We start from the raw sequence: 19,847 nt of genomic DNA, 5'->3' as shown, positions 1-19,847 counted from the left end.
TTTGTGGAACAGGCATCTTGCCTGTTCTTGAGAATGGTCCAACTCCAATACAAGCTAAAAATTTAAGTAAACCAGCCTCGGCAGAAACCTGTTTTATATCTACTTTCCGGCCCCGGCTTTAACTTCCGTCCAAGCTCGATCGTACAATGCAGTGGCTTTCCCGACATCCTCCAATAATTTCATTTTGCCAAACACCTCAGCCTGCGGGTAAATTTGAGGATTATTCAAATCTTTCGGATCGATTAAACCTTTATCAATTGCTGCTTTGTTGGGCGATCCGAAGTGGGTAAAATTGGAAATTTGGGCGCCTACTTCTGGTTGCAAAATAAAGTTAATAAATTTCTCCGCTAACTCTTTCTGGGGCGCACCTTTGGGAATAGCCATATTGTCAGAAAAAATGATTGTTCCTTCTTTGGGAATAGCGTAACGGAGATTAGGATTTTCTGTCATCACTTGGAAAATATCACCACTCCATTCCATTGTCAAATTTACTTCTCCTTGATCTAGCATATTTTGCCCGGTGTCGGGGACAAAAGCTGCAATGATATTTTTACTTTTAATCAGCAAATCGCGGGCTTTGTTAATCTCTTCGGGATTGGTTGTATTTGGGTCAAATCCTAAATACATTAAAACTCCTGCTAATGTGTATCTAGCATCGTCTTGCCACGCGACTTTTCCGGTATATTTTGGGTCGAACATCGCCGCCCAACTGTTAATTTCTCCCTGGACTGTTTTCACGTTGTAGCCAATTCCCATTGTTCCCCACTGGTAGGGCAGGGAATATTTATTTCCCGGATCAAAAGCTTGATTGATAAACTTAGATTCTAGGTTTTTTTGGTTGGGAATATTGTTTAAGTTCAGCGGCTCAATTATATTTTCTGCGATCATGATTTTCACCATGTAATCGGCGGGAAATATTAAGTCATAACCTGGGTTGCCCTGTTTGAGTTTGGCATAGAGTGCGTCGCTATTCTCGAAAGTGTCGTATTGAATTTTAACATTGTTCTCTTTCTCGAATTGGGCGATCGCTTCTGGGGCGATATAACTTGCATAATTGTAAATGCTGAGGACTTGCTGCTGGTTGCCACCTGTCGGGCTACAGCCGAAAGCCATTGTTGCACTCATCACAAACAAAATTAGGAAAGTCAGCAGGCGTTTCATAGGTTGTGTTAGTTGCAGACGACAATAATTATGACACAGAAAGCAATTTTTTTAACTTTTCTGAACTTTTAACGATGATAAAACCAGCATCAAGGAAGCCAACAACATCAAAGTTGAAATGGCATTAATCGCTGGCGTCACTGAGAATTTTATCATGCCGTAAACAAATAATGGTAGCGTCATGGAACCGACGCCAGTGGTAAAAAATGTCACGACAAAATCGTCCAGCGACAGAGTAAAAGCCAGGAGTGCTGCGCTGAAAATAGCGGGCCAAATTAGAGGGAGAGTGATGCGCCAAAAAGTCCGCCATTCGTTAGCGCCTAAGTCAAAAGCTGCTTGTTCTAATTGAGGATCTAGTTCCGCCAAACGCGCCCTGACAGTAATAGTCACAAAGGAAATATTAAAGACAACATGACCGATAATTACGGTAGGTAAGCCGAGATTGAGACGAATTCCCGTGAGATTTTCTACGATCCGAAATACTAGGGTAAAGAAAACTAGCAGCGAAATGCCGATCGTAATATCGGGCATAATAATCGGCAAAAACAGTAAAGCTTCTACAGCTTTGCGCCCCGGAAAATGAAAGCGTTCCAGTGCTAGCGCGATCATTGTACCAAAAATTGTCGCTAACACAGTCGAAATAGCTGCAATTAGCAAGCTGTTGTTGAGTGCTGTCCAGATTCCGGCGCTGCTACTCGTAGCAATCGTCGCGCCTGCATTGCTAAACAAACTGCGGTACCAATCGAGGGTAAAGCCGCGCCACACGGCATTGAATCTGGAGGCGTTAAAAGAGTAAATAATTAAGATCAGAATTGGCAAGTAAAGAAAGGCAAATGCTAGTACAGCTTGTACCCAAAGCCACTTTTTGCCGATCGCCCGCACGAGCAAGTCTAGTTTAGTCATGAGTCCAAAATAAGGTAGCCTGTAGGGGCGGGTTTTACAGACAATGTGTGCCTAAAACCAATAATCTCATAAACCCGCCCCGCCCAACTGTAAATCTCAATCTACCTGTTTAAGTTTCGTCAGACACGCGGAAGTAAATTAACACAGGAATCAATATGATTACCGTCAACAGCATAGAAAGCGCCGAGCCAAAAGGCCAGTCGCGGGCTTTCATAAATTGATTTTGAATCACATTTCCCACCATAACTGTTTTAGAACCGCCCAATATATCCGGTGTGATGAAAGCGCCGACAGCGGGAACAAAAACTAGAATCGAACCCGCCACAATGCCACGAGTTGTTAATGGTAAAAATACGCGCCAAAAAGTGCGAATATCATTTGCCCCTAAATCTTGAGCGGCTTCTACCAGTGAAAAATTGAAGCGTTCTATGCTAGAATATAAAGGCAGAACCATGAAAGGTAAATAGCCGTATATAAGACCGATCGCCACAGCGAAAGGCGTAAAAAGCAAATTTAACGGTTCGCTAATAATTTGCAGGCTTTGCAAGGCTGTGTTAACTACTCCTTCGCTACGCAACAGTATGATCCAGGCGTATGTTCTCACTAAAAAGTTAGTCCAAAATGGAATAATTACCAGCAAAAGCAAAGCATTTCGCCAGCGGGGAGAACGGGTGGCGATGAAAAATGCTAGGGGATAGCCAACTAACAAACAAGTGGCCGTGGTCAAAAAAGCCAGCCAGAGCGATCGCCCAATTACTCCTAAGAAAAGTCCACTGAACAAACGCTGGTAGTTGCTGAGAGTAAATATCCAAGTAACGCCGCCGTATGTACCGCGTTCTAAGAAACTGTACAACAGTACAATTAGCACGGGCAAAATGAAGAAAACCATCAGCCATGCGGTAGCGGGAAATAAGAGCAGCAACAGGTTAGTTTGCTGGCGGTTCTTGACACTCATTATTCACTCAAGCGAAATTTAGCACATAATGCAACACATTTTATATCAAATCCGCATTTTATGAATTATGTCATCATTAATAAATTATCAAGAGGTACGCAATGTCAGCAGAATCGTCAACCCCAAAAATAGTCGTCGTCGGTGCAGGATGGGCCGGTTTAGGTGCTACCTATCACCTAGCGCAGCAAGGCTATGATGTCACCCTGCTAGAAGCAGGCCCTTATCCGGGTGGCTTAGTTGCAGGGTGGAAAACCGCCGGCGGGCGTTCCGTAGAAGCAGGCATTCATGGCTTCTGGTATCCCTACAAAAATATCTTTTCCTTAGTCAAGGAATTAGGACTCGATCCCTTCACGCCTTGGACTCGTTCTTGTCAGTATTCACCCGCCGGATTGGAAGTAGAATCGCCAATTTTTCAGGACGAACCGCGGCTTCCCACACCGTTAGGAACATTTCTTTACACGCGATTTAAAAGGTTGCCCTTAGTCGATCGGCTTTCAGCCTTACCCTTACTCTACGCCGTCCTAGATTTCGACAATTCCCACGAAGCTTGGCGCAGGTACGATCGCGTCACAGCCCGCGAACTATTCAAACAGTTTGGCGTTTCTGCAAGGCTATACCGCGATGCTTTTGAACCGATGTTATTAGTAGGTTTATTTGCACCAGGAGAACAATGTTCTGCCGCCGCAGCTTTGGGAATGCTGTATTATTTCATATTAGCACACCAACCGGATTTTGATGTAGTTTGGTGTCGCGGCACAGTCGGAGAAAAAATTTTTCGTCCCTGGATCGAGCGCCTGGAAAAAATCCGCGCAAAAGTATTGACTCAGCGGCGAGTTACTGATTTAATTGTTGACAGCAACAACAGAGCCACAGGCGTTGTTTGCGGCGAAGAAACCTTCGATGCAGACGCAGTTATTTTTGCAGTTGGCGTCACGGGAATGCAAAAAATTATCAGCAGCAGTCCAGCTTTGCAAAGCCGCCAAGAGTTTAGGGATGCCATGAATTTGGGTGCCGTTGACGTGTTAGCTGTTCGCCTGTGGTTTGACAGGAAAATTGACATTTCCCTGCCTTCTAATGCCTGTTTTGGATTTAGTTCAACTACAGGTTGGACGTTTTTTGATTTGAATGCTTTGCACGACGAATTTCGAGACGAACCGGGAACAGTTGTCGAAGCTGACTTTTATCATGCAAACCAATTAATTCCGCTAAAAGATGAGGAAATAGTTTCCTTAGTTCAGCGGGATTTAGCCACTTGCATTCCTGCTTTTCGGGAGGCAAAAGTAATTGATAGCAGCGTGATTCGGCTGTCGCGGGCGGTGACGCATTTTGCACCGGGCAGTTATCAGTATTTGTTGCCTGCGGTAACAAGTTATGATAATGTGTTCATGAGCGGCGATTGGGTTGTAACCCGCCACGGTTCTTGGTCGCAGGAAAAAGCTTATGTTACTGGTTTGGAGGCGGCAAATTTGGTAATTTCGCGTTTTGGACTTGGGAACAAAGCAGCAATTATTCCCGTGGAAGCTGACGAACCGCACATTCAAATCGGGAGAAAGATTAATCAGTTTACTCGCAGTTTGACTAAAACATTCATTCCAGATTTTTGGCTGCCATAAGAATAAGCAAGTTTGGCAAAGGATTCGGTAACGGATTTAACGGATGTCAGAAAGAAGGAAGAAGGAATTTCTTGCTTGAAGCGGTAAGGTGCGCACTGCGCACCCTACATATAGACTAATAACCAATAAGCGATGACTAATGATACTATTTTTCCCAAAAAATGCAAGTGTAGACAAGCTAGAAACCCGAATCTTCATCAGTCATAGCCAATCTAAAATCTAAAATCTAAAATCTAAAATTGCCTAACTATCGCCAATAAGGCCGACCTTTCCAAAAAACTCCCACCGTAACTCCAATTAGTGCAGCTTCCGATAAACTTGCTAATAAAGCAGGTATGGGTAGGAATGACTTTAACACCAAACCCAAGAGCACGCAAAAAACTAAAACCCACAAACTAATTCGGTTGAGCAAAAATTGTTGTTGCCAATACTCTAAAAAGTACACTGCTAAAGCTCCCATTCCCACTGCAGCAGCGAAAGGTATCAATGTCCCCAGCGGGGAGCCGAACAGAAGCGTCACGACCTTGCGGATTGGCCGCGATTGCGTGAAACCCCATGCTAAAAATAACTCTAATCCAACCACGATGCAGTTGACGAGGGCGGAAATTTGCAGCATTTCTCGCCAAGGTAAAAGTTTTAAGCGCCGCAGAAAATTGTTCACGATCGGCAGATTAAGTAGGTTGCTTTGATTTTATAACAGTTTTGCGCTGGCGATCGACCTTTGATGACAATTTGTGAAGTAAAATAAAGATATAGAGCAGTCTCTTGACAAATTCACCCAGAGTACCTGCCTATTAGTTGTTGGAACCGTGAAAGGAAAAAAGTTATGGTGGAGAACACTGTCGATTGTGCTGTAGCTTGCGTCAATGGCTGCGTTCTGGGCGACAAGTGCCCGAAGCGGGAATACGCAGAAGCAACGTCTAACTTTATTGAAAATACTTCTCTCGATAAAATGCTAGAAATAGCAGAGGAAGCGGTGAGAAGGAAACGCATGGAACCCCCCAAATGGGTAATTCCTGATTTTCCCGAATAGAATTAGCCTCCCAATTAAAAAGCGATCGCCCGTTTGAAAATGGCGATCGCTTTTTGTATTCCCTATGAAATAGCTGAGCAGAATCAATATATTTCCTGGGATAGAAGCTAAAAGCTTAAAAAGTAGTTACAATACAACTTAATTATAGCCATCGGCAATTACTAAAAACAATTCAGTTTAAGCCAAATTCGGACATTTTTAATTTAATTGAGTTCCCAAACAAACAGGAGCAAGTATCGTGACCAAGCAAAATAAAAGCAACGCAAAAACAACTACAGAACGCGATAATTTGGGCGAATTGCCTCAAGAAATTACCGAATCTTACGGTACCGGCGTCATCGATCAACCCGGAGTGAGCCAAGACGACATAACAACCCTGCAGGACAGCAGTTCGGACTACTCTTCCACCAGTTCCCAAATCGGCGGCGAGGATGGCGATCCGGCTGCGGAACAAGAAAGTGCCACGGGCGAGCAATCGGTGGGCGGAACTGCGCCTACTCCCGACCTGGATATGGTTGACGAACTCGGAGCCGCTGCGGGCATAGAAATGCCCGATGGCGCTATTTTGAACACAACAAATATGCTTGAACATCGAGATGAAAGTCGCTGGGAATTAGACCCTAGTTCTGCAGAAGATTATCAGGAACGACCGGATTTCTAGGTAGATTTTTCACCAAAAAATAGGTAGTATAGTAGGAGCGGGTTCACCAGTATCCATACTTCATCTCCCAGGTATTTGTAAATCCGCCCCTCATCACTTTTCCTCTCGCAACACATATCCAACTCCCCGAACAGTATGCAGCAGGCGTTTTGAGTTACTGGCTTCTAACTTAATCCGTAACGCACGAATATACACTTCAATAAGGTTGCACAAGCCAACCCTTGTGACGCCTAGAAAATCGTTAATCGGAAGCTTTATCTCAACTACTACAAGAAAGTAAAAGCACAGTGGATGGGTGATATCCCTGGTCACATTGCTTTAGCGAACAAAAATTAGCCTACTATTGGGAATAACAAAGAACTGTTCAGCTAAGCTCAAAGTGATGCAGGGAATTAGTGGCTAACTGGCACTGACATTACCGCCAGCAGTTTTCATTTCCCTGGGAACAAGGTAATTGTAATTGGGTAATTGCGTAATTGAGAAAGTTGTACCTCACGCAATAGACAACTGCTATAGCAATCCTTGCAGGAGCCGTAATTTTTTGACCCCACCCCAACCCTCCCCTTATCAAGGGGAGGGAGTAAGAAATTCACAAATGATGCGAGGATGGCTATATATCTTCTGATTTATCAACATTTCCGGTGAATTACCCCTCATAAAGCGTGTTTGTAGTCAGGACTTTAGCCTTCTATATGCGGCTGAATAATCACTATTAGTCCTGACTACAAACTTACTGTGCTTAGATCGCCAGGTATGATATTATGTATCGCAAAAACCGGGCTGATGAAGCCAACCCTCTTCAACAAAAAGGTGATCTATGGAATTTAAAGATTTTATGGCTTTGCTGCATCCTATTTTAGCTGTAGCGATTGTTTTTCCTATGCTTGGTGTTGTTCTCAATATGGCGTGGCAAACCATGCAGCGTCGGAAGCAAATTGCGATCGACACCAAGAGCAAAATTCCACCTGTAGTCGGTTCAGAACACGTCAAAGCAGGTCGAATTCTGTCAGTTTCTGTGGTTGGAGTGACTTTGTTGGGTCTAGCCTACCCGATTTTTGAGCATATTTTGAGCAAGGATGTTTGGAGCAAAAACTCGTTTCAGGTCATTTTCATTGTGCTGATGTTTGTTGCAACGATCGCCTCTTTGGTCATGCTATATCGAGCTACACCCGCTTTATGGCGCGGCATATTTGCGACCCTAACAGGTACGGGTTTGGTGATTCTTGGCACTCAAGATGGCGTTTATCGGCGAACCAATGAATGGTATTGGTCTCACTACTACATTGGCATCACCGCTGCGCTAATTATGGTTTTCTCCCTTGCCATCATTCAAGATATTTACAAAGACCGCTCAAATCGCTGGCGCACTATCCATGTGATCTTGAACTCGATCGCTGTGCTGCTCTTTCTGGGACAGGGAATGACCGGAACCAGGGATTTATTAGAAATTCCTCTGAACTGGCAGAAACCCTATATTTATACCTGCGATTTCGCCAATAAGACCTGCCCAAAGCCGTGAGCGATCGCATTACTTTGATATTCCAGAATTTACCCATTAAGACCAAAGAAACCGGGTTTTTTACCGAATCTGTGGGCGACAATGCAGAATTGTCGTAAAAAAACCCGGTTTCTGACCGTACAGTGCGTTCAGGACTATATTCACGTCAAACCGGGAGCATCTCATATTTGTAAAAACAGGCGTTGCTGATTTACGGTATGAAACGTTAAATATGCCCGTCACAGAAACCAGTAGCCACAAAGCTTTTGGATTTTCAAGTGATTTTTTTCATACCCTGATTAAGCAACGCCTGTAAAAACACTTCTTCTGGCTCCTTCCTTCTTCCTCTTTTCTCCTGGCTCCTGACTCCTGACTCCTAACTCCAATTTCTAGCTTGGCTGCAAAAGTGAGATGCTCCCCGTCAAACCTAGTTTATGAAGCCCCGATTGCGTCAGTTCTAATCAGTCATAAATCTTAATCATTGCGAGTCAAACCCTGAAGGCTAACTTGCAAAATCGACAAACCCAAAATTAGCAAAAACAAAACCAGCCCGATCGTACAAGCATAGCCAATTTCCAAATCCTTAAAAGCCCGTTCGTACAGATAATAAACAACAGTCTTAGAACTATTGCGAGGCCCGCCCTGAGTCATAATATAAACTTCTTCAAAAACCTTAGTAGCAGAAATCGCCGAAATCACGGCTACCAAAACTAAATAAGGCTTCATCAGCGGCACAGTAATATCCCAGTGCTTTCCCCAACCATCAGAACCATCAATAGCAGCCGCCTCATAAAGTTCTGCCGGAATAGCTTGCAGCCCTGCCAAATAAATTACCATGTAATAGCCCAATCCTTTCCAGATAGTAACCGCCATGACGCTAAAGATTGCTAACTTTGGATTAGCCAGCCAAGAAACAGGAGGTAAACCCAACAATTCCCCCAACTGATTCAGCAGTCCAGTCTCAGCAAACAGCCACTTCCAAGCAATCCCGGCGACAACCATTGAAATCACCGCCGGCGTGTAGTATGCGGCTCGAAACCAGTTCATCCCCCTGAGTTTTTGGTTGCACAAAATCGCCATTCCCAACGGTAGAACAACCAATACAGGCACAACGCAGGTGAGATACAGCAGCGTATTCGTCAAAGTTTGCCAGAATGTGCGATCGCCCCACAACCTGTTAAAATTCTTCAAACCCACCCACTGCGGCATTTGAGTTAAATCATATTCGTAGTTGGTAAAACTCAAATAAAAAGCTTGCACCGCAGGCCACAACACAGTCAAACTCAAAATAAATACAGCAGGCAGCAAAAACAAATAAGGAGTCAAGGAGCGTCGGGAAAAACTAAAAGACATAGTAATTAGTAATTGGTAATTTGTAGGGTGCGCAATGCGCACCGGCGCTGAGTCCTCTGGGTGCGCAATGCGCACCTTACCCTACTCAATAACTCGCATTTGTAGGATGCGCAATGCGCACCAAACCTCATCATTGTGCGCGCAAAACCCGCCCCTACAAATAATACTTATTTAACTTCCGAAAACAAAGCCTGCCAGTCTCCTTGAGAACGGGCATTTTCCCCCTCTTTCACCTCAAAAGTAACATTGCAAGCTTGCGGTTGTTCCAAAGCCTCCACGCACAATTCTGCAATATCTTCCCGACTGACTTTGCCCCTAATATTGTCTCCTTGCTCAAATATTAAAGCTTTGCCTCCCGGTTCTTCCGTCAAAGCGCAAGGTCTGACAACAGTATAAGGTATGCCGCTCGATCGCACACAATCCTCTCCTTTCAACTTCCAAGTCAAAATCCCCCCCAACATATCATTCATCCTGACTGCAGGCGGTTCTTCTTCCAAGTTAATTCCCGGGCGACCAGGGCGGGTAACTCCGGCCGAACTCACCATCACAAATCGCGGCAAAGCCTGTCCCCCATCAGCTTTAATAGATTCTAACTCCAGTTGAAAAATACCCGGTGTAAATTTCGGGTTGAGCGCCCCATCATATTCAAACTTGCTCAACATTAACTGAAAAGAAAAAATACTGCTGGCATCAAATTTAGAGCCATCTTTGACAGTTTTGGCGCGGAATACTGGAATTAACTCATCAAAAGGAACAGTGACAGTAATCCAGATATTGTAAACAGTATCAAACGAATAGCAATAGCCAATTCCATCCCATTTAGCTTCGTTGCGAACAATCAATTTGTAGCGCTTTCCGTCTCCTTTGACCCGCAGTTGGAGGCCGCTACATCCTGCGAGATTGAGCGGAGTATCAAAGTTGCGGGTACGCACCGAAGCAAAGCCGCCCGAGTTGGCAGTAGAAACATTGCCTGTGAATAAAGCAGTATTGCCTGTCAGCCGAATCGAACTTTCGCTGGTGCCACCCATCACGATGTCGTCGAGGGCACCCCAAGTTTCTTTTAAATCTTGGCTGGGTTTTGTGAAGTCAAAAATTGTTTTGTCGCCTGCTTGAATTAGCTGGCGGCGAACAGCTTGGACTAAATTATTGATGCCTTTGTATTCTACAATTTCGGGAACATCCACAACTTCCGGCATATAAAATTTGATGCCTTGATAGTATTTTTCCCTGGTTGGGGTGTCTCCTTCTATCGGTTGAACTTTAGTACCGGTACAGCAGATAACTGCTTCCACGCCCTCGGTTACTCGCGGTGTTAGCGTCTCTGGCAGAGTAATATCTCCTTCGACTAATTCGACATTTTGGCCGAGAATTTCTGTTGCTCTTTTGGTATCTCTGACGAGGGCTCGCACTCTATATCCCCGCTGTTGCAGCCGCTTGACAACTCGCTTCCCGACGCCACCAGTGGCACCGGCTACCAGTATCAGTTTGGGTTGGTCTTTTTTAGTTTTGCTGCTGCTTCCAAAGATTTGTTGCAGCCAGCTAATGCTGCCAATGAAGGGAATGACGCCGAAATAAGCCAAGGTTTTGAGAAACCGGCCGGCATCCCATTGGGCGGTTTTTTTTTCAGTCATACTAGCTTCCTCTGAATTGGCTCAAATCTACTTAGCTGCTTTTGTATTTTAATCGAATTTTCGATTTGTGAATTGGGTCGATTTCCTAATTTCGGGATAGCTTCCCTAGCGCGGACTTTTTTTCACTTCACAATGGGTTTAGGATGAGTTTGGCTCAAGGGAATCTCAATAATCAACTCGGTTCCCTCTCCGGGGGCAGAAATGCAAGTCAATTTGCCGCCGTGTTGTTCCACGACAATTTCGTGGCTAATCGCTAAACCTATCCCCGCACCTTTGCCCACCGGTTTTGTGGTAAAAAACGGCTCAAAAATTTTCTGGCGAACTTTTTCTTCCATGCCCCAACCGTTGTCCTCGATCCGAACTGCTACGGCTTTTTCTCCGGGACAAAGTTCAGTGACAATCCGAATTTGTCCGTACTTAACTGGCTCTTCGCCGCCGCCCTGCGGCGATAAATTATTGTTGACAAAGGCCTCTTCGAGAGCATCAATTGCATTTGCCAGTACATTCATAAATACTTGGTTGATTTGAACTGCATAACACTCAACCAAAGGCAGAGAGCCATATTTTTTGATGAGATGAATTGCGGGGCGATCGGGCTTCGGTTTGAGTCGGTTGCTCAAAATCAGCAAAGCGCTGTCTAATCCGTCGTGAATGTCAACTGGTTTAATCTCTGCTTCGTCAATTCTAGAGAAATTTCGCAGCGACTGAACTATCTCGCGGATGCGGTTAGCTCCTACTTTCATTGAACCCAGCAACTTGGGTAAGTCTTCAACTATAAACTCTAATTCTACTGCTTCTATTTGTGCTTGAATTTCTGGCGAAGGCGAAGGATAGTGCTGCTCGTAAAGCTGCAATAAATTCAGCATTTTGTGACTGTATTCGTTGGCATAACTAAGATTTCCATAGATAAAGTTAATCGGGTTAGTGACTTCATAAGCTACCGCCGCCACCAACTGTCCCAAACTTGACATTCTTTCGCTTTGCACCAATTGAGTTTGCGCCCGCTTAAGCTCGGCCATTGCTGTTTTTAAATTAGCAGTTTTTTCGCGTTCTCTGGCGACTGATGCTTCTAGTGCTGTATTTAATTTTTCGAGTTTGTCAACTTGGCGCAGCACTATATTAATCATTGCTTTTTTCAGTTCCAAGGCAGCGTCTATTTCGCATTGTTTCCAAGGCAAAGATTTGTACCTCACATTTTCTTTCCACAGCTCGAAGGATTTCCGAGGAGACAGTCGAGGGTTGCCATCTTCATCGGTTTCAACTGGTTTGTTGGGGTTGCCCGCCCAATTTACGGTCTTAATTACTTCGGGGCGAAACCACAAAATGTATATTTTCTGAGTCGGCGATATTGCTATAGCCAAACACCCGCTAGCCGTATCTTTAAATTCCTCAGCTTCAGGATAGCATTTGGTCAGCGAGTCTGTATAAAAAATTTCTTTATTTAAATGCTTTTGCACCCACTGAGTTAAGTATTTGAGGGATTCTCCTTGAGGTGTTTGCCCGACTCGATAGCAATTGTCCCCAAATACTATTGCGGCTCCCCGGGCGTTGACTGCTTCTAGCAAATTATGCTGACATTTAACTAACACTTGTGACAAGTTTTCGGACGTGGATATGTCTTCAAAAATCTTGGTTTGAATCGATTTTAAGTATAGTTTGTAGTCGTAGTCTTCGTTTCCTTCTTTTGATTGCAGTTCTAAGGACATTACTTGCCCGATAAATTCGCAAGCTGCGCGCAATTCATAGTTGAGGTGTTTTGGTGTATAGTTGTGGCAAGCAATCAATCCCCAGAGTTTTTTGTCTTTGATTAATGAGATTGACATCGAAGCTGCAACGGCCATATTTTGCAGGTATTCTATGTGAATGGGAGAAACGCTTCTCAACACGCTGAAACTGAGGTTTTGAGACTGGGTGGTAACAGCATTGTTTCCTGAAACAAGGGGGACGGGTTGATAATTAACATCGGGAATCAACCTCAGCCAATTTAACGTATACAGTTGTCGGGCTTGTTTGGGAATATCTGAGCTGGGGTAGTTTAATCCCAAGAAAGGACTTAGGTTTTCTGCTTTGTCTTCAGCGATCACAGCGCCGTTGCCTTCGCAGTCAAATTGATATAGCATAACTCGATCGAAACCAGATATTTTTCTGACTTCTTCTACAGTTATTTGAGATAATTCTTTGAGATTTGGGGCGCTTTGAATTTTACTGACCGTGGCTCTCACTGAATGATAAAAACTAAAAACAGAAATATTTTCTGGGTTTGTGGCTAATTCCAACTCGACAATCAATACTTCTTCTATTCGGTGGAGAATGCAGTCGAATTCTAAATATTTACCTTTGTTTGTGACAGAGAGTTTAATGGGATTAACGGTTTTTAAGTTTTCATTACGCAAACAAAGATTGAGTTTTTTTAGTTGAACTCGATTGAATAATACGCTCAAATTTTTACCGATCGCACTTTTGGCATCAATTCCTAACAAGTCTTGCGTATTTTCGCTGACTTGCAGTATTTCTAGTTCAGGTTCTCGTACCACAAGTAGCACCCCGTGTGGCTGAATGTGCCCCGATAGGTGAATGGGTTCTCTGTCGCAGTTTGTCAAGTCAACTTCTTCGAGTGCGGGAATTGTGATTTGTTGATCCATTTGCTTTGTCTTCCGCTGTGAAATTTGGAGAGGGTTATATTGATTTGAGATTTGAGATTAAATTGGCTTTTCCATAATAATCTCATATTGTTCGATCGCATAATGGCTCGATCCCTGGACGGACACGGAGAATCAATCACCCGATACTCAGCGAATCAAAAATGATTTAGTCGAAAACCAGCCTGCAGTATGTGTTGCTGTTATACCAGCCTCAGCCTTCTAGAAATTTTACCGACTTGGCTCTTCTATACTATCGCTTCCCGATGTTAATTATCATAGCAATTGTTGCCATTCTTCAAGTATGTTTAATAATTTCCCCAAACTTTAATATTTGTGGTAAAATTTTGCCTGCTGGAAAAGGGGGAGAGAAATGCGTCTCCAGAGCGGCCTACTTACGGAAATATTAAGTTAAGGTAAGGGTGACAAGATCTGAAAGTCAAGTCACGCTAAGCTCTTTAAGTATACCCAACAGGCCCGACAATTAGACTGATGATCGACTTCAATACAATTACTGAATTTTCTCATACCTACTGCATAGCTATCTGTGCCTTCTTAGTTCCGGCAAACTTGCTGACTACTTTGCATACAGCGATTTTGATAGGACTAAACCGACCTCGAATGCAAATTTGGGCGTCTGTCGCTGTGGCCAGCCTTTGGGCTACAGCAATGATATTTCACGTTTTCACCTGGTTCGCGATCGGGGTAGTAATGCCTCCGACATACATCTTGCTAGTTATGGCAATTACTTGTCTGACAATCAATGTCTGGGCGATCGCTCATCCTGCAAGCATGATGCAATTAATTCGAGTTGGGGTATCAGTGGTTAGGGCAGGTTTCAGAAGGAAGAAGGATGTAGTTATCTAAAAGAGAAAGCTCTAATTATCTAGGAACTCAAAAAGAATTTGGCAGGGGGGTAATGTGAAATGTTCCAGGGAAAATATTGGTTTCAGAAGAAAGTTTTTCGGGTGGCCAATCGTGCTTCCGAGGGCTGAGTTTTCAGCCGTTATTCCGGTTCGCGATCGCGACAATCTTCTGTTTCCGGGCCGCGGGGATGGATCGTGCAGTTGAGCAGGTAGCCACCGTCGCTTCTGCCGTAATAATAGCGGCATCCGATGCAAATTGCGGGAGGTTCGATCGCACTTTGGTAAACCGGATAATCCGCAGTCGCCAGCAGCGAAAAGTCGCGCTGCGTCTGGACATTCCCGATAATAGCGCCAGAGAGTTCGACAGCTTGGCGGATGTTTTCGATCCTAGTGTAAGGCGGCAGGTAAATGTCAATACAAAGGCGTAGGCCCTGGCTATCCTGCTCGTGGCGGGTAATAGTGCCACCGAGCAAACCGACGCGCGAAGCCATAGCCGAGGAAAATTCGCTCAGGGAGGTGCAGTAACCGGAGAAAACGTGAATATGTTCGTCCGTAGTAGCTCTCACAGTCAGGCGAGTGGGAATTCGCAATCTCAGGTAAGCATCGAGTTCGTCAAAAACCGGTTCGGCGAGGGAGAGCATTTGGTTTGCATCTTCGTGGTTGAGTCCAAAACCCTTAGAAACCTTTGACACGAGGGCTACTAAAATATCAAAAACTTCGGTTAAGAGGGATTGTAGCCTGCTATCAATAGCGATCGGACATTCTCTAAGCAGCTTTAAATAATCCTCCAACCGATGAGCAATGCGCTGAATGCTGCTAAATCCGAGCATAGCTGCTCCCCCTTTAATCGAGTGCGAGGCTCGGATGAGCTGGTGTATTCTTTGGGGATCTGGCACGGTATATTGCATATCTTGCAAGCCTTGCCCGATAATTTGGATCTGTTCTGTGGCTTCTTCGATAAAGTAGCCGATGATCCGCTGTAGTTGTTCTGGCAGCATAATTTTATTCTCCTAAAGGCAGCCGAGTATTATTAGTCATTACTCAGACATTTGATAGTTTTGAATCGATATTTCACTGATGAGTTATTGGGGTTTTTAAGCCCTAATTTGTTTTATTCTGACTCACGGCAAGTGTAGTGGCAATGTCGAAAACTGTTAACTCTTAACTGTTGACAGTGATTTTTTTTGCTCCGACGGTAGCGGTTGCTACCCCCAACAGCAGCACCGCAGCACCTGCGAGTACCGCCGGCGCCGGCACTTCCCCAAACAGCAAATAACCCAACCAACTCGCCCCAACCGGTTCAAACAAGATGGCAAGAGTTACCAGAGTTGGGGAAATCTGCACTACCGCCCAGTTCAAAATGGTGTGGCCGACTAACTGAGGCAAAGCGGCCGTTAACAAAATATAAAAATATACAATGTCGGGGTAATTAGTATAAGTAGTGCCGAAGGCGAAGGGGAGAGGCAGCAGGACGATCGCAGCAACAGTATAGGCGATCGCGATATAGCCACCAATTCCCAGTCCCCGCCGCTGAGCTTCCCGGCCCAGCAGCAAATACAAGCTGACAGCCCAGGAACCAGCCAGAGCCAGGAAATCGCCCAGCAGTTGGCTGCTGCCAGCATCGGCTGCGCCCGCACTTCCCACAGCGATCGCCATTCCCCCAGTCAGGGCTATAGTAATGCCAGCGATCGACATTTTGCTGAGTTTTTCCCCGAACCAGAAGCGCGACAACAGCGCTACCCACACAGGATTAGTGGTGACGAGGGCAGTCGAGGCGGCGATCGAAGTATAAGAAAGTGAGGTAATCCAGAGGGCAAAATGCAGGGCGAGACACAAACCCGCAGCAGCAGCATAGCGCCGAGCTCCCGGTTGCAAGGCGTTCCACTGAATTTTCCGCCAAGCCGGAAGCAGAATTAAAGCAGATAAAGTCAGACGAGAGGCCGCGAGTACCAGACTGAAACCCAAGCCGCCCGCCCCTGCTTTCAAGTTAGCCAGCCGAATTAAGATTGAGGAAGTTGAGACGGCTAAAACCCCAATAATTAACACTAGGGCGATCGACCAATTAGGTGCTTGTTTCGGGAGATTCATTTTTTAGGCATTGGGCATTGGACATTAGGAAAATTTACAAAGCAATTTTCGCACAAATTATGAATAATTTCTCTTCTCTTCTTCTCCTTTCCTCTTCTCTCTTCCTTCGTGTCCTTTGCGTCTTCGCGGTTTGTAAAAAAAAAACGATCGCCAATCATGAAAAATTGCTATCCTCCAGAAATATTAACCTAGAGCGCGCCTAAAATTACCTGACCTCTGTTATAGTTTCAATATCGCAGTAGGGGCAGGGCGGGTTTATGAGATTGTAGATTATGGGTAATTATTTTTGGCGAACCCGCCCCTACAAAATTTAACATCACACAAGTCCGAATCATCTCGTTTCCGGTTGGATCGGTATTGTTAAAATGTCCAAACAGTCAACAGTCAACAGTCAACGGTCATTCCGGTTCAACTGGAATTGATATTACAATTTATAACAATCTATGGCTCCTACAGTTCTGATTACAGGCGCTTCTCAAGGAAGTGGCAAAGCAACAGCAATTTTATTTGCAAGTAAAGGTTACGATGTAGTGATGGTAGCTCGCCAGCCAGAGAGATTGGCAGCAGCAGCGGCTCAAGTGCAGCGAGAAGGCACTTCCGCTGTAGCTATTCCGGGCGATGTCGGCGACATTCATCAAGTGCGCGCGATCGTCCAAAAAGCCCTAGATGCCTGCGGCAGTATCGATGTTTTGGTTAACAATGCTGGCATTTGTCTCACGGGGGCGATCGAGCACACTACCTCCGAAGACTGGCAGCAATTAATGAATACCAATTTTTGGGGATGCGTTAACACAATTCAAGAAATGTTGCCACATTTTCTGGAACGAAAAACAGGGACAATAGTCAATGTTGGTTCCATTGGCGGCAAAATGCCTTTGCCTCAAATGACTGCTTATTGTGCCAGCAAATATGCAGTAACCGGTTTAACAGAAACTTTGAGATTGGAATTAGCGCCTCAAGGTATTCACGTTTGCGCCGTGCATCCGGGCCTGATTAACAGTGATTTTTTAGAAAGAGCTCAATTTCGCGATCGAGACGAACCTGCAGTCGAAGTGCGCCGTCAGCAAATGAGCAAAATGCTGAAATCTGAGTGGGCAACTCAGCCAGAAGATATTGCTAAAGCTATCTGGGATGCTGTGAAAAATCAGCGTGCAGAAGTTACCGTCGGCCCTGCTTTTGTAGCGTCGGAAGCTTATCGGTTATTTCCCGGTTTGATGCAGTGGGCAATGGAAAAGGGCAAGTTATAATCCTAATTTGGAATTGGTAAGCTGCGCCATAAGCACCCGACCAATTATTAGTAACGCGCATCAGTCTTAGGGGTATGTTCACCTGAATATATACAACTAAAGAAAGACACTAGGAAAGCCACCCGAACACTATAATAGCAAACAAACCAGGAAATACACCATGCAAATCAAAGCACTGGCAGTTACAAAAACAGGCGGATTGCTTGAAGAATACAAATTCGATGTCGAACCTCCCAAAGTACATGAATGTATTATCAAAGTTTTAGCCTGCGGCATTTGTCACTCTGACTTGCACATGATTGACAACGATTGGGGTCAATCAAAATATCCCCTCGTTCCGGGTCACGAAGTTATCGGAGAAGTGGCAGAAATAGGGCCGCAAGTGACTCATTTAAAAGTGGGCGATCGTGTTGGTGTCGGCTGGCAAAGGTCGTCTTGTTTGCAGTGCCGCGACTGCTTGCGCGGTAACGAAAATCTCTGCGATGAAAACCAGGGATTAATTGTTACAGGGCCGGGCGGTTTTGCCGATTATTTGATGGTAGATTCCCGCTTTGCTTTTCCTATTCCCAAAGGCCTCGATTCCAACGTAGCGGGGCCGCTGTTGTGCGGCGGAATTACGGTTTACGCCGGTTTGCGGAATGCGGGGATGAGTTCGGGGCAAGAAATTGGCATTCTCGGCATCGGCGGATTGGGGCACATGGCGGTGCAATTTGCGAAAAAATTAGGCAACCGTGTTACAGTTTTTACTACTTCCCAAGATAAGGCAGAATTTGCACAGAAAATGGGGGCGGACGAAGCTATTGTAGTAGGAAAAGGCGAAATTCCTCAAGCCCCCAGCAGCAAATTAGATATTTTATTGAGCACTGTTCCTGCTGCTTTAGATTGGGTTCCGTACATTGATTTGCTCGATTCTGACGGTGCTCTTGCTTTTGTGGGGGTTCCCGACGCACCGTTGAGCATTCCCTTGTTTTCGTTGCTGACAAAGCGGCGCCGAATTATGGCTTCGCCGATCGGCGGTCGCGCTATGATTAATGAAATGCTGTCAATTGCAGATAAGTTTGGGATTGAGCCGATTGTCGAAGTTTTTGCGATCGCACAAGCGAATGAAGCAATGCAGAAAGTCCGCGACAATCAAGTGCGCTATCGCGCCGTTTTGACGGTGAGTTAGATAATGCCTAATGCGTAAGGTGCGCAGTGCGCACCCTACTAGAGATATATAAGCCACGACTTAAAGCAAAGAACTAGCATTAATAAAACGACCGTTTAAATCGGCTGGGGTCACGTTCAACACAGTACCCAACAAAGCATTAGTAAAACCAAATCTAATATTAGTAGCTTCCACACGGCCGTTGCCATCGGGATCGAGACTTCGCTGCGAGATTCCGCCCTTGGCTAATAAGCTAGTTCCACCGGCTATACTTGCAGGATCGATCAGCAGCAGTCTCGGATCGTTCAAGCTATAACTTACCTCTTCCAAGGAGATATTGCTGCTAGTAAATGCCACACTAATTCCAATCGAATCGCTAGACTTATCAAAATCCACAATTACCGCGTCAGGAACTTCAATGCCAACTACTCGGACTCCCGCTTGATCGATTCTCAAAACAAATACATCGCTACCTGCACCACCTTGGTAAATATCCACCTCTCTGTCGCCAATTAAAGTATCATTACCCTCATCGCCAACTAACAAATCAACACCTTGTCCTCCGCGCAGCAAATCATTTCCCGCACCCCCATCAAGGAAATCGCTATTTCTATCTCCTGTCAAGAAATCCTCGCCAATTTCTCCCAAAACATCGTCATCATCTTTGCCACCGTAAATAGAATCACTGCCGACACCACCTAACAGACTGTCTTTACCATCGTTACCGAAAATCCGTTCTGCATCTGACGATCCCCTGACAGTATCATTGCCGCCCACCATCCAAAGTCCCCCAGGAAAACTAGCAAGTTGTCCTGGTGCAAGTGTAATATTTTCAGGAGAATTGTCTCCTACCAAACGAGGGATGTCTGAATTATCTGGGGTGAGTACCATAATTGTAAACTTTGTGCGATGTGATTATGGATATTTTGCAATATTCTACAGCTTATTAGGGTGCGCCAGAACACAGTTACTATGTTTATGGAGCGATCGAGCAATCGCTGGCGCACCCTACTAGAAAGCTCGATCGCTCCATCTTGGCACAAGCCTGATGG

17 protein-coding genes and 1 pseudogene are annotated in these 19,847 nt (G+C 45.0%); 7 read left to right on the top strand and 11 right to left on the bottom strand.

The features are described 5' to 3' along the window. Positions 1-99: 99 nt before the first annotated feature. The 3 genes from QUB77_RS05685 to QUB77_RS05675 form a co-directional block, all read right to left on the bottom strand. Positions 100-1,161: a spermidine/putrescine ABC transporter substrate-binding protein gene (locus QUB77_RS05685; RefSeq protein ID WP_333170596.1), complete on the bottom strand. Its 1,062-nt coding sequence runs from the start codon at positions 1,159-1,161 to the stop codon at positions 100-102. 51 nt (positions 1,162-1,212) lie between these two features. After that, on the bottom strand, positions 1,213-2,064 hold the full coding sequence (locus tag QUB77_RS05680; protein WP_333170597.1) for an ABC transporter permease: 852 nt from the start codon (positions 2,062-2,064) through the stop codon (positions 1,213-1,215). A 109-nt stretch (positions 2,065-2,173) separates the two neighbouring features. After that, positions 2,174-3,019: an ABC transporter permease gene (locus QUB77_RS05675; RefSeq protein WP_333170598.1), complete on the bottom strand. Its 846-nt coding sequence runs from the start codon at positions 3,017-3,019 to the stop codon at positions 2,174-2,176. A gap of 101 nt (positions 3,020-3,120) precedes the next feature. Here QUB77_RS05675 and QUB77_RS05670 point away from each other — a divergent pair, with 101 nt between their 5' ends. After that, positions 3,121-4,632 (top strand): FAD-dependent oxidoreductase, encoded by a 1,512-nt coding sequence (locus QUB77_RS05670; protein WP_333170600.1) that lies wholly within the window; start codon positions 3,121-3,123, stop codon positions 4,630-4,632. Positions 4,633-4,879: 247 nt separating this feature from the next. On the opposite strand, the gene QUB77_RS05665 is transcribed toward QUB77_RS05670, so the two are convergent. Then, on the bottom strand, positions 4,880-5,293 hold the full coding sequence (locus tag QUB77_RS05665; protein ID WP_333170602.1) for a peptide chain release factor 1: 414 nt from the start codon (positions 5,291-5,293) through the stop codon (positions 4,880-4,882). A gap of 165 nt (positions 5,294-5,458) precedes the next feature. Between QUB77_RS05665 and QUB77_RS05660 the strand changes: the two genes are divergently transcribed. Then, a complete protein-coding gene (locus tag QUB77_RS05660; RefSeq protein ID WP_190734170.1) occupies positions 5,459-5,665 on the top strand; it encodes a hypothetical protein in 207 nt (68 codons plus the stop codon). A 238-nt stretch (positions 5,666-5,903) separates the two neighbouring features. Further along, on the top strand, positions 5,904-6,326 hold the full coding sequence (locus tag QUB77_RS05655; protein ID WP_333170604.1) for a DUF6335 family protein: 423 nt from the start codon (positions 5,904-5,906) through the stop codon (positions 6,324-6,326). 93 nt (positions 6,327-6,419) lie between these two features. On the opposite strand, the pseudogene QUB77_RS05650 reads toward QUB77_RS05655, so the two are convergent. Further along, positions 6,420-6,536, bottom strand: a pseudogene (locus QUB77_RS05650) (winged helix-turn-helix domain-containing protein); the annotation flags it as partial. A 607-nt stretch (positions 6,537-7,143) separates the two neighbouring features. Here QUB77_RS05650 and QUB77_RS05645 point away from each other — a divergent pair. Further along, complete coding sequence (locus tag QUB77_RS05645) at positions 7,144-7,845, top strand: DUF4079 domain-containing protein (RefSeq protein WP_333170606.1); 702 nt, start codon at positions 7,144-7,146, stop codon at positions 7,843-7,845. 453 nt (positions 7,846-8,298) lie between these two features. Here the strand turns inward: QUB77_RS05645 and QUB77_RS05640 are convergent, their stop codons facing one another. The 3 genes from QUB77_RS05640 to QUB77_RS05630 all read right to left on the bottom strand — a co-directional run bounded on the left by QUB77_RS05640 (position 8,299) and on the right by QUB77_RS05630 (position 13,450). Further along, on the bottom strand, positions 8,299-9,177 hold the full coding sequence (locus QUB77_RS05640; protein ID WP_333170607.1) for a sugar ABC transporter permease: 879 nt from the start codon (positions 9,175-9,177) through the stop codon (positions 8,299-8,301). Positions 9,178-9,344: 167 nt separating this feature from the next. After that, complete coding sequence (locus tag QUB77_RS05635) at positions 9,345-10,808, bottom strand: CIA30 family protein (protein WP_333170608.1); 1,464 nt, start codon at positions 10,806-10,808, stop codon at positions 9,345-9,347. A gap of 122 nt (positions 10,809-10,930) precedes the next feature. Further along, positions 10,931-13,450: an ATP-binding protein gene (locus QUB77_RS05630; protein ID WP_333170609.1), complete on the bottom strand. Its 2,520-nt coding sequence runs from the start codon at positions 13,448-13,450 to the stop codon at positions 10,931-10,933. Positions 13,451-13,939: 489 nt separating this feature from the next. On the opposite strand from QUB77_RS05630, the gene QUB77_RS05625 reads away from it, so the two are divergent. After that, positions 13,940-14,314 carry a hypothetical protein gene (locus tag QUB77_RS05625; RefSeq protein WP_333170610.1) on the top strand — a complete coding sequence of 125 codons (375 nt, stop codon included), beginning with the start codon at positions 13,940-13,942 and terminating at the stop codon, positions 14,312-14,314. A 139-nt stretch (positions 14,315-14,453) separates the two neighbouring features. Here the strand turns inward: QUB77_RS05625 and QUB77_RS05620 are convergent, their stop codons facing one another. Together QUB77_RS05620 and QUB77_RS05615 are read right to left on the bottom strand one after the other, a co-directional pair. Continuing rightward, positions 14,454-15,311, bottom strand: a complete 858-nt coding sequence (locus QUB77_RS05620) for an Hpt domain-containing protein (protein WP_333170611.1) — start codon at positions 15,309-15,311, stop codon at positions 14,454-14,456. Positions 15,312-15,474: 163 nt separating this feature from the next. Beyond that, complete coding sequence (locus tag QUB77_RS05615) at positions 15,475-16,401, bottom strand: DMT family transporter (protein ID WP_333170612.1); 927 nt, start codon at positions 16,399-16,401, stop codon at positions 15,475-15,477. A 443-nt stretch (positions 16,402-16,844) separates the two neighbouring features. Between QUB77_RS05615 and QUB77_RS05610 the strand changes: the two genes are divergently transcribed. Further along, on the top strand, positions 16,845-17,648 hold the full coding sequence (locus QUB77_RS05610) for an SDR family oxidoreductase (RefSeq protein WP_333170613.1): 804 nt from the start codon (positions 16,845-16,847) through the stop codon (positions 17,646-17,648). A gap of 160 nt (positions 17,649-17,808) precedes the next feature. Next, positions 17,809-18,816, top strand: coding sequence for an NAD(P)-dependent alcohol dehydrogenase (locus QUB77_RS05605; protein ID WP_333170615.1), 1,008 nt, complete (start codon positions 17,809-17,811; stop codon positions 18,814-18,816). Positions 18,817-18,876: 60 nt separating this feature from the next. Here QUB77_RS05605 and QUB77_RS05600 read toward each other — a convergent pair whose 3' ends face one another. Further along, positions 18,877-19,686, bottom strand: coding sequence for a calcium-binding protein (locus QUB77_RS05600; RefSeq protein ID WP_333170616.1), 810 nt, complete (start codon positions 19,684-19,686; stop codon positions 18,877-18,879). Between the last annotated feature and the right edge of the window lie 161 nt (positions 19,687-19,847).

Origin of the sequence: Microcoleus sp. AT9b-C3, assembly GCF_036705485.1 — a bacterium.
In the GTDB taxonomy this organism is placed as follows: domain Bacteria; phylum Cyanobacteriota; class Cyanobacteriia; order Cyanobacteriales; family Microcoleaceae; genus Microcoleus.
This window is presented reverse-complemented; position numbering and strand designations above follow the sequence as displayed.